The 15,278-nt window shown below is 65.3% G+C and carries 12 protein-coding genes; 9 read left to right on the top strand and 3 right to left on the bottom strand.

The window, feature by feature from the left end:
• Positions 1-11 precede the first annotated feature (11 nt).
• From hflD to F579_RS0103130, 5 genes are read left to right on the top strand one after another with little or no spacing between them, the layout of a single operon-like run.
• A complete protein-coding gene (gene hflD, locus F579_RS0103150) occupies positions 12-641 on the top strand; it encodes a high frequency lysogenization protein HflD (RefSeq protein WP_019024304.1) in 630 nt (209 codons plus the stop codon).
• A gap of 16 nt (positions 642-657) precedes the next feature.
• A complete protein-coding gene (acnA, locus tag F579_RS0103145; protein ID WP_019024305.1) occupies positions 658-3,405 on the top strand; it encodes an aconitate hydratase AcnA in 2,748 nt (915 codons plus the stop codon).
• Between the two features lie 15 nt (positions 3,406-3,420).
• A complete protein-coding gene (locus F579_RS0103140; RefSeq protein ID WP_019024306.1) occupies positions 3,421-3,813 on the top strand; it encodes a hypothetical protein in 393 nt (130 codons plus the stop codon).
• Positions 3,810-4,649, top strand: a complete 840-nt coding sequence (locus F579_RS0103135; RefSeq protein ID WP_019024307.1) for an HDOD domain-containing protein — start codon at positions 3,810-3,812, stop codon at positions 4,647-4,649. The genes F579_RS0103140 and F579_RS0103135 overlap by 4 nt, the downstream gene beginning before the upstream one ends.
• A 45-nt stretch (positions 4,650-4,694) precedes the next feature.
• Positions 4,695-6,644 carry a bifunctional diguanylate cyclase/phosphodiesterase gene (locus F579_RS0103130; protein ID WP_019024308.1) on the top strand — a complete coding sequence of 650 codons (1,950 nt, stop codon included), beginning with the start codon at positions 4,695-4,697 and terminating at the stop codon, positions 6,642-6,644.
• A 3-nt stretch (positions 6,645-6,647) separates the two neighbouring features.
• Here the strand turns inward: F579_RS0103130 and F579_RS0103125 are convergent, their stop codons facing one another.
• On the bottom strand, positions 6,648-8,036 hold the full coding sequence (locus F579_RS0103125) for a lyase family protein (protein ID WP_019024309.1): 1,389 nt from the start codon (positions 8,034-8,036) through the stop codon (positions 6,648-6,650).
• Between the two features lie 120 nt (positions 8,037-8,156).
• Here F579_RS0103125 and purB point away from each other — a divergent pair, with 120 nt between their 5' ends.
• On the top strand, positions 8,157-9,524 hold the full coding sequence (purB, locus tag F579_RS0103120) for an adenylosuccinate lyase (protein WP_019024310.1): 1,368 nt from the start codon (positions 8,157-8,159) through the stop codon (positions 9,522-9,524).
• Positions 9,525-9,527: 3 nt separating this feature from the next.
• Positions 9,528-10,685, top strand: coding sequence for a cupin domain-containing protein (locus F579_RS0103115; RefSeq protein WP_019024311.1), 1,158 nt, complete (start codon positions 9,528-9,530; stop codon positions 10,683-10,685).
• Between the two features lie 7 nt (positions 10,686-10,692).
• Here the strand turns inward: F579_RS0103115 and dusA are convergent, their stop codons facing one another.
• Positions 10,693-11,670 carry a tRNA dihydrouridine(20/20a) synthase DusA gene (dusA, locus tag F579_RS0103110; RefSeq protein ID WP_019024312.1) on the bottom strand — a complete coding sequence of 326 codons (978 nt, stop codon included), beginning with the start codon at positions 11,668-11,670 and terminating at the stop codon, positions 10,693-10,695.
• A gap of 63 nt (positions 11,671-11,733) precedes the next feature.
• Here dusA and F579_RS0103105 point away from each other — a divergent pair, with 63 nt between their 5' ends.
• Positions 11,734-13,161 carry a Glu/Leu/Phe/Val dehydrogenase gene (locus tag F579_RS0103105; protein ID WP_019024313.1) on the top strand — a complete coding sequence of 476 codons (1,428 nt, stop codon included), beginning with the start codon at positions 11,734-11,736 and terminating at the stop codon, positions 13,159-13,161.
• A 34-nt stretch (positions 13,162-13,195) separates the two neighbouring features.
• Here F579_RS0103105 and ribA read toward each other — a convergent pair whose 3' ends face one another.
• Entirely contained in the window at positions 13,196-14,341 is a 1,146-nt protein-coding gene (ribA, locus tag F579_RS0103100; RefSeq protein ID WP_018139403.1) for a GTP cyclohydrolase II RibA, read from the bottom strand.
• A 146-nt stretch (positions 14,342-14,487) separates the two neighbouring features.
• Between ribA and F579_RS0103095 the strand changes: the two genes are divergently transcribed.
• Complete coding sequence (locus F579_RS0103095) at positions 14,488-15,276, top strand: RibD family protein (protein ID WP_019024314.1); 789 nt, start codon at positions 14,488-14,490, stop codon at positions 15,274-15,276.
• Positions 15,277-15,278: the final 2 nt, after the last annotated feature.

Genomic DNA, 15,278 nt, shown 5'->3' with positions numbered 1-15,278 from the left:
AGCCCTCCGGCTTGGACCGTAACGACCACAACCGCACCCTGGCGTTGGCCGCCCTCTTCCAATGCGCGAGCCTGGTCAAGGACCTGGCCTGGCGCGGCAGCTGCGACGAGTACGAATTCGAGATCCTGATCGGCAGCCTGTTCGCGTTCGATGCGGAGACGCCCGAGGATGTCTACCGTGGCGCCAGCAGCCTGCGCCCGGGCCTGGAGCGGGTACAGAGCCAGCTGCAAAATGGCGGCAAACCACCGGATATGGAGATCACCCGTTACGCGGTCGGCCTGATCTTTCTGGAACGCAAGCTGCAAAAACGTCCGGACATGCTGCAAAAGCTGGGCGACGGGCTGCAGGGTGCCCAGCGGCAGGTGGATTATTTCACCATCACGCACGAGAGCGTGATCGCCCGCCTGGCCGAGATATACAAGGAGACCATCTCCGAGCTGGGCCCCCGTATCGTCGTCCAGGGCGAGCAGAATCATCTTTCCAATCCCGAGATCGCCGCGCGTGTGCGCGCCCTGCTGCTGGCCGGCATCCGTGCCGCCGTGCTCTGGCGCCAGGCGGGTGGGTCTCGCTGGAAGCTCCTTCTGGGCCGCAAGCGACTAATTAGCGAAGCGGACCACATCCTTCAACGACTGAACACCTGACAGCGGATAGCGCATCATGAGCCACGCAGAACCGAAAAAGACCGAAAACCTCTCTGCCGGCGGCCGCGAGTGCCGTTACGTGCCGATCACCGATGACCCGCGCGCGCGGGACCTGCCTTACGCGCTGAAGATCCTGCTCGAGAACCTGATGCGCTTCGAGGACGAGCGCACGGTCAGGCGTGCCGATATCGAGGCCCTGCTCGACTGGGACCCGAAAGCCGAACCCACGCAGGAGATCGCCTTCCGCCCGGCCCGCGTACTGCTGCAGGACTTCACCGGTGTGCCCGCGGTCGTGGATCTGGCGGCGATGCGCGATGCGATGGAGGCGCTCGGCGGCGATCCCAAGAAGATCACGCCCCTGCAGCCGGCCGAACTGGTGATCGACCACTCGGTGCAGGTCGACGAGTACGGCAACGCGAACGCGATGAACCTGAACGCAGAGCTGGAATACTCGCGCAACCGAGAGCGCTACAGCTTCCTGAAGTGGGGCCAGCAGGCGTTCGACACCTTCAAGGTGGTCCCCCCGGACACCGGTATCGTGCACCAGGTCAACCTTGAACACCTGGCGCGCACCGTGTTCGTCGAAGACGGTGCCGATGGCAGCTGCCTCGCCTACCCCGACACCCTGGTCGGTACCGACTCCCACACCACGATGATCAACGGCCTGGGCGTCCTGGGCTGGGGAGTCGGCGGGATCGAGGCCGAGGCCGCGATGCTCGGTCAGCCGATCTCCATGCTCATCCCGCAGGTAGTGGGTTTCCGCCTGACCGGCCGGCTGGCCGAAGGGGCCACCGCCACCGACCTCGTGCTGGTGATCGTCGAGATGCTGCGCAAGAAGGGCGTGGTCGGGAAGTTCGTCGAATTCTTCGGGGACGGGCTGGCCGATCTGCCGCTGGCGGACCGCGCCACCATCGCCAACATGGCACCGGAATACGGCGCGACCTGCGGCATCTTCCCGATCGACGACGAGACCCTTGAGTACCTGCGCCTGACCGGCCGCGAGGCGGGCCATATCGAGTTCATCAAGGCCTACGCCAGGGCCCAGGGCCTGTGGCGCGACGATAATGCCCCGGTGGCACGCTACACCGACATGCTGGAGCTCGACCTGTCCACCGTCGAGCCCAGCCTGGCCGGTCCCAAGCGCCCGCAGGACCGTATCGCCCTGAGCCAGGCTGGAGCGGAGATCAGCCGCCACCTCGATACCATGCTCAAGGAGCGCGACAGCGGCGCCGACGAACCCGAGGAGGCCGAGCGTTTCGCCGCCGAGGGTGGCCACACCGCGGTCGGCGTGGAGCACCAGGCGGAAGAGCCGCATCACACCGCCATCGAGATGAACGGCGAGACCTTCACCCTCGACCACGGCGACGTCGTGATCGCGGCCATCACCTCCTGCACCAACACCTCCAACCCGTCCGTGATGCTGGGCGCCGGCCTGGTGGCGCGCAAGGCGCGCGAACGCGGTCTGCAGGTCAAGCCCTGGGTGAAGACCTCCCTGGCCCCCGGTTCGCGCGTGGTGACCGACTATCTGCAAAAGGCCGGGTTGCTCGAAGATCTCGAGGCGCTGGGCTTCCATGTGGTGGGTTATGGCTGCACGACCTGTATCGGCAACTCCGGACCGCTACCCGAGCCGATCAGCGAGGCCATCATCAAGGATGACCTGATTGTCAGCTCCGTGCTCTCCGGCAACCGCAACTTCGAAGGGCGGATCCATTCCGAGGTGCAGATGAACTTCCTCGCCTCGCCGCCGCTGGTGGTCGCCTACGCGCTGGCCGGGCGCAGCACCCTGGATCTGTACAACGACCCGATTGGCGAGGACGCGCAGGGCAACCCCGTGTTCCTGAAGGATGTCTGGCCGACCACCGAGGAGGTCAACCAGGCGGTGCAGGCGCATGTCGATGCCCAGAGCTTTACCGCCGCCTACGGTGACCTGTACACCGGCGAAGATCGCTGGCGCAATCTCGAGGCCCCCACCGGGGACCGCTTCGAGTGGCAGGACGACTCTACCTACGTGCGCAACCCGCCCTATTTCGACGGCATGGGCATGACGCCCCAGCCGTTGACCGACATCCAGGGTGCCCGTGTGCTGGCGCTGCTGGGCGACTCGGTGACCACCGACCACATCTCGCCGGCCGGCTCCATTGCCAAGGACAGCCCGGCCGGACGTTACCTTGAAGAACAGGGCGTGAAGCCCGCCGACTTCAACTCCTATGGCTCGCGGCGAGGCAACCACGAGGTGATGATGCGCGGGACCTTCGCCAACGTCCGCCTGCGCAACCTGCTGGCGCCCGGTACCCAGGGTGGCGTCACGGTCCATCTGCCGGACGGCGAGCAGATGTCCATCTATGACGCGGCCATGCAGTACAAGGAGGAAGACACGCCCCTGATCGTGATCGCCGGGCAGGAGTACGGCACCGGCTCCTCGCGCGACTGGGCGGCCAAGGGCACGCTGCTGCTGGGCGTGAAAGCCGTGATCGTCGAGAGCTTCGAGCGCATTCACCGTTCCAACCTGGTGGGCATGGGTGTCCTGCCGCTGCAGTTCCTGCCGGGCGATAACGCGGCCAGCCTGGGGCTGACCGGTCGCGAGACGTTCTCGATCACCGGCGTGAACAACGGCGAGGCCCGCGAGGCCACGGTCACCGCCGTAGCGGATGATGGCGAGCGCACGACCTTCAACGTACGGGTGCGCCTGGATACCCCACAGGAAATCGACTACTACCGCCACGGGGGCATCCTGCCCTATGTGTTGCGCCAACTGGCACAATGAGACTAAGGTCACTTCATGACGCGGCGGGTACCTATAGAGGACGTGAGGTCCGGCCATACACTGGCGACTGCGGTTTATGACCGCTCGGGCAGGCTGCTAATCCCCGCTGGCATGGTCCTCCAGGACAAGCAGATTCGGGTACTGCTGTCCTGGGGAATCACGGCGGTCGAAGTGCTGGATGAGGGTGCCGACGACGCCTCCATGTCGTCCCCGGACGAGCATGACGAGCCTCCCGCGACCGAGCCTACCCCCGAGATGGAGGCCCGCGCCGACGAGATCCTAGCCGAGCGTTTTCAGCACTGCTCGATCGAGGACCACCCCATGTCTGGCATCTACCTTCTGGCGCGGAAAGCCCTGCTGGATGACCTGTGCCGCTATGCACCGAGAAGGCAGAGCGAACAGGCATGACCGTCGATGAATTCCTCGCCGCGGATGACGCTCTGTGCAGCTTCTCCGGAAGCTACAACACCATCTTCACACGCCTGAGCGACCCGACGGCCAATGTCGCGGCCATCACCGAGGCGGTCGAACTGGACCCCACGATCGCGGCCAAGACGCTCAAGGTGGCGAATTCCTCGCTCTATGGTTTCCCGGAGCCGATCGACACCCTGCACCGGGCGGTCTCCATCATCGGCCTGCAACAGATGCGGCAGATCGTGATGTCGACGGTCGTAATCGAGCACTTTCGCGGCGTACCCGTCATCGGCGTGGACATGGAGTCCTTCTGGCGGCACAGTCTCGCCGTCGGCGTACTGAGCCGCTCGATCGCCCGATTCCGGCGCGAGGCCAACATCGAACGGCTTTACCTCTACGGGATCATGCATGACCTGGGACGTCTGCTGATGTTCCTGCATCTGTCCAGTCGCACCGAGGAGCTGATCAATATCCGCGAGCGGGAACGCATGCTGCTGTTCGAGGCAGAGATGGAGTTTCTCGGCTTCGACCACGCCGCCATTGGCGCCGAATTGATGGAGCAATGGAACATGTCGCCGGCACAGGTGGAGGCCACCCGTTTCCACCATGCGCCGCGTGACGCGCAGGCCTTTCCGGTCGAAACCGCGATCGTCCATGTCGCCGACAGCATCGCCAATGCCTTGCGGCTGGGCTCGTCGGGCGAACGCTTCGTTCCGCCCGTGGAGGCGGAAACCTTCGACCGCATTGGCCTGGAGATGGAGACCTACGAGGCCGTGATCGGCGATGCCCGGAAACAGCTCGGACAGATGCAGGCCATCCTGCTGGACTGACGAGGGACGGATGAGCGCACGGATGCAGGTAAAGGACGACCCGGCATGAGCCCTTCGTACAAAACACCTGAAGAGGTCAATGCGCTGCACGAGCGCATCCGTTTCCTCGAGGAAGCGCTGGAGGCGAATGCCTACGCGATGGACGTGCTCGCCTCGACCACCGCGATCTTTGGCGACACCGACCGCAATCGCAGCCCCGACCTGATCATCCAGAGCAGTCTGGAATCCATCCGGCGTCTGCTGCCGGCCCGCGACATGGCCGTCTACATCCTCGACGGCGAGTCATCGTTTGATCTCGCCTATCAACAGCATCCTCAAGAGGATGAATACGACCTCGCGGATGCCGTCGAGGATCTGATTCAGGAAGGTACCTTCTCCTGGGCGCTGCATCAGAATCATCCCGTCTGTCTGCCTTCGCGCTTCGAGGGCGAGAGCGTGTTGCTCCATGTCATCTCGACCCGCACCCGCATTCGCGGCATGTTTGCCGCCCGCTTTCGCCAGAACGACCTCCAGCGCCACGAGATGACCCTCTCGACCCTGACCATGGTGCTGTTCAACACCGCCTATGCCCTGGAGAGTGCCGATCTCTTCCAGATGATGGACCGTCGGCAGAAGGCCTTGCAGCGGATTACCGAGCACCAGTCACGCGAACTGCTTCATCACCAGTCGCACGACTCGCTGACCAACCTCCCCAACCGGATGCTGTTCAGTGATCGCCTGTCGCAAGCCATTCACCGCCACCAGGGAACCGATCATCACATCGCGTTGATTCTGCTGGACCTGGACAACTTCAAACGCCTGAACGACTCGCTCGGCCATCGCGCCGGCGACGAGCTGATCCGCAAGGTGGCGCAGGATCTCGGAAAACTGCTGGATCGCAGTCGCGACCGCTCGGGTCGTCCCTTGCGCGCGACCCTGTCGCGCCTGGGGGGCGACGAGTTCGGCATTCTGGTGGAGGATCTACAGGGTCTCGAGGGCTGTGTAAGACTGGTCACCGACGTTGTGCGCACAACCGCGGTGGAACGGACGATCTTCGATCGGCCGGTGGTGACCAGCGCGTCCTGCGGGATCGCCGTATTCCCCTACGACGGAGAAGACTCCGATGTCCTGCTCAGCAATGCCGATGCGGCCATGTACGAGGCGAAGCAACGTGGCCGCAACGGCTTCCGCTTCTACACCCAGGACCTGAATTCCCGGACCTTTCACCATTTCGAGCTGGAAAAGGAACTGGGGACCGCCATTGAGCAAGATCAACTGGTCCTGCACTACCAGCCAAAGGTCGACCTGCATACCGGCGATATCCTCGGCGCAGAGGCGCTGATCCGCTGGCAGCACCCGAAGCTTGGGCTGTTGCCCCCCAGCCACTTCATCGAGCTGGCGGAGGACATGACCCTGATCGAGGCCATTGGGGAGTGGGTGCTACGCCAGGTCTGCCAGGACCTCAAGCGACTGCCCTCGCAGGGCCGGGATCACGCCTTCCGTGTCGCCATCAACGTCTCCGCACGACAGCTACGCCAGCCCGACCTCGCCGGAGACTTTCACGCCATCCTGCAGGCCGCGAACGTCGCGCCCGAGTGCATCGAGCTGGAACTGACCGAAACCACCATCATGGATGACCCGAAAGGCGCTGCCCGTATGTTCGGGCGTCTACGCGAGATCGGCATGCGGCTGGCTGTGGACGATTTCGGTACCGGCCATGCCTCGCTGATTCAGCTGAAGAAACTCCCGGCGGATACCCTCAAGATCGACCGTTCTTTCGTCCAGGACCTCGAGCGCAGCGACAGCGACGCGCGGATTGTCCAGGCCATCGTCCAGATGGCGCATACCCTGGGCCTGAACATCATCGCCGAAGGCGTCGAAACCGAGCGCCAGGCCGAAATCCTGCGAGAATTCGGCTGCAACGAGGCACAAGGCTACTTCTTTGCGCGCCCCATGGCCTTTGATGACTTCCATGCCCTCCTCCAGGACCAGGCCCGCCTCCCGCGCACTGGGTAAGCCTTATCCGCCTGCACTCTCCGGGCCCGTCAGTTGCGCCGGATCCAGCAGCGCTTGCAGCCGCTCGCGCGGGATATCCGTGCGTTCCGCCGCAACGTCCAGGATTGGCCGCCCGGTGGCGTAGGCTTCCTTGGCGATACGCGCGCCGGCCTCGTATCCGATCTCGGCATTCAGGGCCGTTACCAGGATCGGATTACGGTCCAGCGCGGCCCGCAGGTTGTCCTCGTTCACGGTGAAGCCCGCGATTGCTCGATCCGCCAGATGCTTGGAGGCCCGTGCCAGCAGGCCCATCTGAGTCAACAGGTTGTCAGCAATCAGCGGGAGGCCAACGTTCAGCTGGAAATTGCCCCCGGCGCCGGCGGCCGCGATCGCCGCATCCAGACCGGTCACCTGTTGCGAGGCCATGATCACGGCCTCCGGGATCACCGGGTTCACCTTGCCCGGCATGATCGAGCTGCCGGGTTGCAGGGCCGGCAGGGCGATTTCCCCCAGCCCCGCCAGGGGACCGGAGTTCATCCAGCGCAGGTCGTTCGCGATCTTGGTCAGCCCCACGGCAACGGTCCGCAACTGGCCCGAAAGCTCCACCGCGCTGTCCTGACTGGCCAGCGCCGCAAAGCCATTGCCCTCATGCACAAACGAAAGGCCGGTTCGCTCGGCCAGGCGGCGTGTCACACGCTCCCCGAACGCCGGAGGTGCATTGATACCGGTGCCCACCGCCGTCGCGCCGATGGCCAGACGCTGAATACGCACGCGGGTATGTTCCAGACGATCCACGTCCAGTTCCAGCTGGCGGCGCCAGCCGGAGAGTTCCTGTCCCAGGGTCACAGGCATCGCATCCATCAGGTGGGTGCGTCCAGTCTTGACCAGGGCTCCCACCTCGCGCTCGCGCCGGGCGATCGTGGCAATCAGGTGGCGCAGCGCAGGCACCAGTTCCTGTTCCAGCGCCAGCGCCGCAGAGACATGCAGCGCGGTCGGGATCACGTCGTTGGAGCTCTGCGAGCGATTGACGTGATCGTTCGGATGGACCTCTTCCCCCCTACCCGATGCGATCCGCGCGAGCACCTCGTTCATGTTCATGTTGCTGCTGGTGCCCGAACCCGTCTGATAGACGTCGACCGGGAAGGCATCTGAATGCTCCCCCGCAGCGACCGCCTCGGCCGCCGCCACAATCGCGCTGGCCACACCGTCCGGGAGCTGCCCCAGTTCCTGGTTGGCCTCCGCACAGGCCGCCTTGGTCAGCGCGAGGGCCCGAATGAACACCTGCGGCATGGGCCGGCCGGCGATCTGAAAGTTGTCGATGGCGCGCTGGGTCTGGGCACCCCACAGGGCATCCCTGGGGACTTCCACCGGTCCGAGGCTGTCCTGCTCCTGGCGGGTCGGGGACTTCGACATGCACTCCTCCAAATGATCGAGCGTAGCTTTGTATTATACTGCGCCGCGTCAATCGACCGTCCGCAGGACACATGACCCACGCCCCCTGACGGACCCCATCCATTCCGACTCGAGTGCATCATGTCCCTGAGCCCCCTGTCCGCGATCAGTCCCGTCGATGGCCGCTATGCCCGGCACACCCGCGATCTGGCCCCCTATTTTTCCGAACAGGGTCTGATGCAGGCCCGGGTGCGGGTGGAAATAGCCTGGCTCAAGGCCCTGGCCGCCGAGCCCGCTATCCCCGAGGTCCCGCCGCTAACCGCCGAGGCGGAGGCCTTTCTGGACGAGATCGCCCTGGAATTCGACGAGGTCGCGGGTGCCCGGGTGAAGGAGATCGAGGCCACGACCAATCACGACGTCAAGGCCATCGAGTACTACATCAAGGAGCAAATGCGCGGCCGTTCCGATCTGCAAAGCCAGATCGAGTTCGTGCACTTCGCCTGCACCTCCGAGGACATCAACAACCTCGCCTACGGGGTGATGGTCCGCGAGGCGCGCAATCACGTGATGCTGCCAGCGCTCGATGCGGTGCTGGAGCCGCTGCGCGAGCTGGCACAGCGCTTCGCCGATCAGCCCCTGCTGGCCCGGACGCACGGACAGCCGGCCTCGCCCACGACCATGGGCAAGGAACTGGCCAACGTGGTCCACCGTCTGGAGCGGCAGCGCGCCGCGATCGCCGCCAACGAGTGCCTGGGCAAGATCAACGGTGCGGTGGGCAACTTCAATGCCCACTACGCGGCCTACCCGGAGGTGGACTGGCCGTCGCTCTCGCGGCGCATGGTGGAAAGCCTTGGGCTGGTCCCCAATACCCACACCACCCAGATCGAGCCGCACGACTTCCTGGCCGAGCTGTTCCATGCCTTCATGCGCCTGAACACGATCCTGCTGGATGCCTCGCGCGACATCTGGGGCTACATCTCGCTGGGCTATTTCAAGCAGAAGGTAGTGGCCGGCGAGGTCGGTTCCTCGACCATGCCGCACAAGGTCAATCCGATCGATTTCGAGAACGCGGAAGGCAACCTCGGTCTCGCCAATGCCGTGTTCGATCACCTGGCGAACAAGCTCCCGGTCTCGCGCTTTCAGCGTGACCTGACCGATTCGACCGTGCTGCGCAACATCGGCATGGGCTTCGCCTGGTCGCTGATCGCCTACAAGGCCTTCCAGCGTGGTCTGGGCAAGCTGGAGATCGAACCCGGCCGGCTGGACGAGGATCTCGACCAGAACTGGGAGGTGCTGGGCGAGGCGGTGCAGACGGTGATGCGCCGCTACGGGGTCGATTCTCCCTACGAAAAACTGAAGGCCCTGACCCGTGGCCAGCGCATCAAGCCGCAGGCGCTGGTCGAGTTCATCGACGGCCTGGAGATCCCGGACGAGGCCAAACAGCGCCTGCGCGCGCTGACCCCGGGACGCTACACCGGGATCGCCAGCCAGCTGGCTCGCGACGAGTAAGGCGTGCCCGCCCAAGACCCGAATCAGGGCCTGGAGCTACTGGGCGGGCTCTCACCGGCGGAGTTTCTGCGCGACTACTGGCAACAAAAGCCGCTGCTTGTACGCGGCGCAGTATCGGGCTTCGCCAACCCCCTCGAGCCCGACGATCTGGCCGGGCTCGCCTGTGATCCGGATGCCAGCGCCCGGCTCGTACTCGGCGACACCGATCACGGCGACTGGGCAGTCGAATACGGCCCGTTCGAGGAAGATCGCTTCGCCTCCCTGCCCGATCGCGCCTGGACGCTGCTGATCAGCGATGTCGAGCGCTTCTGGCCCGGAGGGCACGACTTCCTGTCCCGGTTCGACTTTGTCCCGCGCTGGCGCCGGGACGACCTGATGATCTCCTACGCGGCACCCGACGGCTCGGTCGGGCCCCATGTCGATGCCTACGATGTCTTTCTGTTCCAGGCGGCCGGGCGGCGGCGCTGGCAGATCCAGTCACCACCGGGACCGCTGGACTGCCACGACGACCTGCCGCTGGCGATCCTGCGCGAGTTTGAACCAAGCGAGAGCTGGGATCTTGAACCCGGCGACCTGCTCTACCTGCCCCCCAACCTGCCCCACTACGGCCTTTCACTGGATGACCAGTGCATGACCTGGTCGATCGGTTTTCGGGCCCCGACCTACCTCGACCTGCTGACCGGGTTCCTGGAGGAACGGGCCAACCGGGTTGGCGAAGCACCCCGATACAGCGATCCCCAGCGCCCGGTGTCCGCCTACGCGAGCGAACTGCCATCACACGACCTCACCCGACTGCGTGAGATCCTGCGCGAGATGCTCGCTGCCGACGACACGGAACTGGATGTCTTCCTTGGGCGCTTCCTGAGCCGCCCGGCGGGGAACGTCGAACTGCATACAGGTGATCCCCTCGCCACAGCGAGGGAGTGCCGTGTTCACCCGGATATTCGGCGCCACTGGCTGCAGACACCGGCCGGGCCGGTCCTCTGCGCCGCCGGCCACAGCTATCCGGCATACGGCCTGGCTCCAGGGGATCTGGAACAGCTGTGTGCGACGGAGATCGTCAATCCCGAGCAGTGGGAACACCAGTGGCCGGCGGTTCACGACATGCTTCACGACGGGCTGGAGGAAGGCTGGCTCGAGCCCGCTGACGGCCCGAACTAGCAATCAATCAGGCACAGGCGCGCAGGCATGGCTCCGCCGCACGCTCGATCAGCTCCGGTCCGGCATCCGCCCGGTGCGCACCCTCAGTCAGGATACGCCGCCACTGGCGCGCCCCCGGCTCGCCGTGAAACAACCCCAGCACATGCCGTGTGAGCCGCGCCAGCGGTACGCCCTTGGCGCGCATCTCGCGGGCCATGTCGACCAGACCCTGCAGCACGGCCTCGCGCGTCACCGCGCCGGGCCCGTCGAAATACAACCGGTCGACCTCGGACAGTACCCAGGGCTGGTGGTAGGCCAGCCGCCCAAACATCACCCCGTTCACTCGCTCGAGATAGCCGTGTGCTGTACGGACATCGTCCAGGCCGCCATTCAGCACGATGGTCAATTCCGGGAATTCCGCCTTCAGCCGGAATACGCGCTCGTAGTCGAGCGGCGGAACATCGCGATTGTCCTTGGGGCTCAGGCCTTGCAGCCACGCCTTGCGCGCATGCACGATGAAATGCCGGCAGCCGGCTCGCGCCACGGTTTCGACAAAGTTGCGCAGATCGGCCTCGGAATCCTGTTCGTCAATCCCGATACGATGCTTGACGGTCACCGGAACGTCGACGGCATCCTGCATCGCGCGCACCATCCGGGCCACCTGCTCCGGCTGCGCCATCAGGCAGGCGCCGAACGTGCCCGACTGTACACGGTCGGAGGGACAGCCGACGTTCAGGTTGATCTCGTCGAAGCCTCGCTCTGCCGCGATGCGGGCGGCCTGAGCGAGCGTGTCGGGATCCGATCCACCTAGCTGCAGCGCCAGCGGGTGTTCCGCCGCGACATGGCCCAGCAGCCGGTCGCGATCGCCGTGGATCACCGCGTTGGCGTGTACCATTTCGGTGTACAACAGCGCGCGCCGGGTCAGCAGCCGATGGAAACGCCGGCACCAGGAGTCGGTCCAGTCCATCATCGGCGCCACCGAAAAACGCGGATCGGGAAAACGCAACGATTCAGTCACGGCGCCCCCCGCCCTGCGGGTGGTGCCCGGAATGCCAAGGGATGAATACGCATGTCGGAAAACGAAACGCCGGAAACCTTTCTGGACAGTGTCTCACACATGGTCGATCGCGCCATGCATTTCCTCGAGTTGCCCGAAGGTGCGATGGATGCAATCAAGGCCTGCGACTCGGTCATCCAGGTGAGCTTTCCGATCCGCTTTCGCGACCGCATCGAGGTCTTTACCGGCTGGCGTGCCGTTCACTCCTCCCACCGTCTCCCGGTCAAGGGGGGGCTGCGGTTCTCCCCCACCATGGACCAGGAACATGCAGAGGCCCTGGCCGCCCTGATGACGTACAAATGCGCGATCGTGGATATCCCGTTCGGGGGTTCCAAGGGCGGGCTGCGTATCGATCCACGCCAGTATGACGAGTGGGAGATGGAGCGGATCACCCGCCGTTTCGCCCACGAACTGATCCAGCGCGACTACATCAGCCCCGCCCAGAACGTGCCGGCGCCGGACGTCGGGACCTCGCAGCGCGAGATGGCCTGGATCATGGAGACCTATCGCGAACGCCACCCGGAGGACGTGAACCACAGCGCCGCCGTGACCGGCAAGCCCGTCGACCTGGGTGGTATGCGCGGGCGCCTGGAGGCCACCGGGCGCGGCGTGCAGTACGCCTTGCAGGCCTTTTTCCGTGAGGGCAATGCCGCACGCGAGGCGGGGCTGGAAGGCGGCCTGGGCGACCAGCGCATCATCGTGCAGGGCTTTGGCAATGTGGGCTATCACGCCGCGCATTTCCTGCAGAACGACGACCACGCGAAGATCGTCGGGGTCATCAAGAGTGATGGCGGTGTCTACTGCGAGGACGGGATCGATGTCGACGCCCTGAACGACTACGTACGCCGCTCCGGAACCATGGAAGGCTTCGCCGGCGTGGAATTCGAGCGCAATGGCAACCGGATCATGGAGCGCGAATGCGACATCCTGATTCCGGCGGCGCTAGAGGGCGCGATCCATCGCGAGAATGCACCCAACATCCAGGCCCGGCTGATCGCGGAGGCCGCGAACGGGCCAGTGACCTTCGAAGCCGACCGAATCCTGCAGGACCGCGGCATCACCATCCTGCCCGATGTCTTCGTCAACGCCGGCGGGGTCGTGGTCTCGTATTTCGAATGGGTGCGCAACCTTGCCCACATGCGCTTCGGACGGCTCGAGCGGCGCTATGACCAGTCTCAGGGCCAGCATCTGGTCACCGCCATCGAGATGTCCACGGACCACAAGCTGCCGGACTGGATACGCGAATCCATCGTGCGCGGCGCGGAAGAGATCGACCTGGTCCGCTCCGGCCTCGACGACACGATGCGCGAGGCCTTCCGCGAGATGTACGAGACCCGCGAAGTAGAGAGCAATGGAGCGGTGCTGGATTACCGCACGGCGGCCTATCTGATTGCCCTGCGCAAGATCGTGCGGGCCCGCAGTGACCTGAAGCTGATCTGACGGATATCCACCCCCTTGGTGGCAGGCGGCCCGTTCAGCCTCGCTCCGCCTCCGAGGCCAGCAGTTCCTGCAACCAGTGGCCGCCGCGGTCCGCCTTGGTACTGAGATAGCGCAGATTGTGGGGATTGAGGGTGCCGTGGACGGGCTCGCGGGCCACCACCTGGATCCCCCCGGCGCGCAGCGCCTCGATCTTCGCGGGGTTGTTGGTCAGCACGCGCACCGTGTCGATGCCGAGAAACTCCAGCATCTCCACGGCTGCATCGTAGCGGCGTCCATCGGCCTCGAAGCCCAGTTGGCAGTCGGAATCGATCGTGTCCAGACCTGCCGTCTGCATGGTGTAGGCGCGCAGCTTGTTGGCCAGGCCGATGCCCCGCCCTTCCTGGGCCAGATACAGCAGCACCCCGCCACCACTCTCGTTGATCGTCTTCACACCGAGACGCAACTGATCGCCGCAGTCACAGCGCAGGCTGCCAAACAGATCGCCCGTCAGGCAGGCCGAATGCAGCCGTACCGGGACGGCCTCCGGCCATTCGTTCGGCTCGCCGATGACCACCGCCACGTGTTCCAGGATCCCGTTCCCCTCCCGGAACAGCATGAAGCGGGTCACCGGGGCATCGGCCAGGGGTACCGGGGCCTCGCTCACGTAGGCCAGTTCCAGGCGTGGGTGATGTGCGACCGCTCGTGCCTCGCGCTCGTCCACGTCCAGGAACATCCCGTCGGCCAGCGCCGAGTGGATGGCCTCGGGTACGGGTTCGGGCACGCGCGCCGATACGACGGCCGGCAGCAGACGACCGGCGCGGGCCAGCTCCAGCGCCGCGACTTCCGCGGGCTCGGCGGGCCGAACGTCCGCCTGGTCCAGCGCGTGGGTCGGGTGCTCGCCCTCGTTAGAGGCCTCAGGCGCACTGGCCAGGGTAAACAGTGCCTCGGGGTCCGTTCCGGGCGCAAACTCCAGCGCCACGCCTTCCCATCCCTCGGCCAGTGGTTGCGGCCAGCCCATTGCGGACGCGCGGTGGGGCGTTAGAATCAGACGGGGGCGGCCGCCGGTCATATGCGTCAGGCGATCCAGCAACACCGGGGTCAGACCTTCAACGGCAGCAACCAGTACGCTGGACTGCTCGCCGCTCAGCAAAACCGGATGGCCCCGGCGAAGGTCGAAAATCCCACGATCGGCGTTGTGCATCAGGTCCTTCCCAATGGAGTTTTTCTTATGACCAGCCCGCAGGACGCGAATTCCACTCTGTCCAGCCGCGACCCGTCACCCCTGTCGTCTCCCCCAAGCCTATCGCATGTACCCCTAAAGGGTCGCGAAACCCGGGTTTTCGAGGCATGACCGCCTATCCGGTGACCGAGGAAGAGGCCTGGCGCTGGCTGCTGGCCCAGCGTGCCGATCCGGGCTGCTGCCCCCTGCCCGGCCCCCTTGCCCCGGCTGCGCACGACCTGCTGGAGCTCTACGGCCCGATCATCGAGGCGGAGAGCATCACCGTCGCGCAACTGGGCCAGAGCCTGGACGGCCGCATCGCCACTCAGAGCGGGCACTCCCAGTATGTAACCGGCCCCGAGGACATCGAGCACCTGCACCGCTTGCGTGCGTTGGTGGACGGCGTCGTAGTGGGTGCCGGCACCGTAGTCGCCGACGACCCGCGTCTCACCGTCCGCAAGGCCGAGGGCGTCCATCCGGTGCGGGTCATCCTCGACCCGGATGGACGAATCCGGTCCAGTGCCCGCGTCTTCCAGGACGGCGAGGTGAAAACGCTGGTCGTTCACGCCGAGGGCCACGGCCCCTGCGACATGCCCGGCCACGTCGAATGCATGGAGATGCCCGTCGATGCCGATGGCCGCTTTCCACCGCCCGAGCTCCGCGACCGCCTGGCGGCCGAGCATGGGCTGCATCGACTGCTGGTCGAGGGCGGAGGCCGGACGGTGTCGCGCTTTCTCGCCAGTGACACTCTCGATCGCCTGCATCTGACGATCGCACCGATGCTGATCGGCTCCGGGCGCCACGGCATCACCCTGCCCGAGATCGACACCCTCGATCAGGCCCTGCGCCCACCCTGCCGGATCTTTCGACTGGGTGGCGACACCCTCTACGACCTGGACCTGCGCAGCAAGCCCTGAGC

The sequence above is a fragment of the Thioalkalivibrio sp. ALJ21 genome (assembly GCF_000378605.1).
Lineage (GTDB): Bacteria > Pseudomonadota > Gammaproteobacteria > Ectothiorhodospirales > Ectothiorhodospiraceae > Thioalkalivibrio.
This window is presented reverse-complemented; position numbering and strand designations above follow the sequence as displayed.

What these genes read in the sequence shown, in the direction of transcription:
- acnA (WP_019024305.1), top strand. Translation starts at nt 658, where the DNA reads ATGAGCCACGCAGAACCGAAAAAGACCGAAAACCTCTCTGCCGGCGGC.
- F579_RS0103140 (WP_019024306.1), top strand. Translation starts at nt 3,421, where the DNA reads ATGACGCGGCGGGTACCTATAGAGGACGTGAGGTCCGGCCATACACTG.
- F579_RS0103135 (WP_019024307.1), top strand. Translation starts at nt 3,810, where the DNA reads ATGACCGTCGATGAATTCCTCGCCGCGGATGACGCTCTGTGCAGCTTC.
- F579_RS0103130 (WP_019024308.1), top strand. Translation starts at nt 4,695, where the DNA reads ATGAGCCCTTCGTACAAAACACCTGAAGAGGTCAATGCGCTGCACGAG.
- F579_RS0103125 (WP_019024309.1), bottom strand. Translation starts at nt 8,036, where the DNA reads ATGTCGAAGTCCCCGACCCGCCAGGAGCAGGACAGCCTCGGACCGGTG.
- purB (WP_019024310.1), top strand. Translation starts at nt 8,157, where the DNA reads ATGTCCCTGAGCCCCCTGTCCGCGATCAGTCCCGTCGATGGCCGCTAT.
- F579_RS0103105 (WP_019024313.1), top strand. Translation starts at nt 11,734, where the DNA reads ATGTCGGAAAACGAAACGCCGGAAACCTTTCTGGACAGTGTCTCACAC.
- ribA (WP_018139403.1), bottom strand. Translation starts at nt 14,341, where the DNA reads ATGCACAACGCCGATCGTGGGATTTTCGACCTTCGCCGGGGCCATCCG.
- F579_RS0103095 (WP_019024314.1), top strand. Translation starts at nt 14,488, where the DNA reads ATGACCGCCTATCCGGTGACCGAGGAAGAGGCCTGGCGCTGGCTGCTG.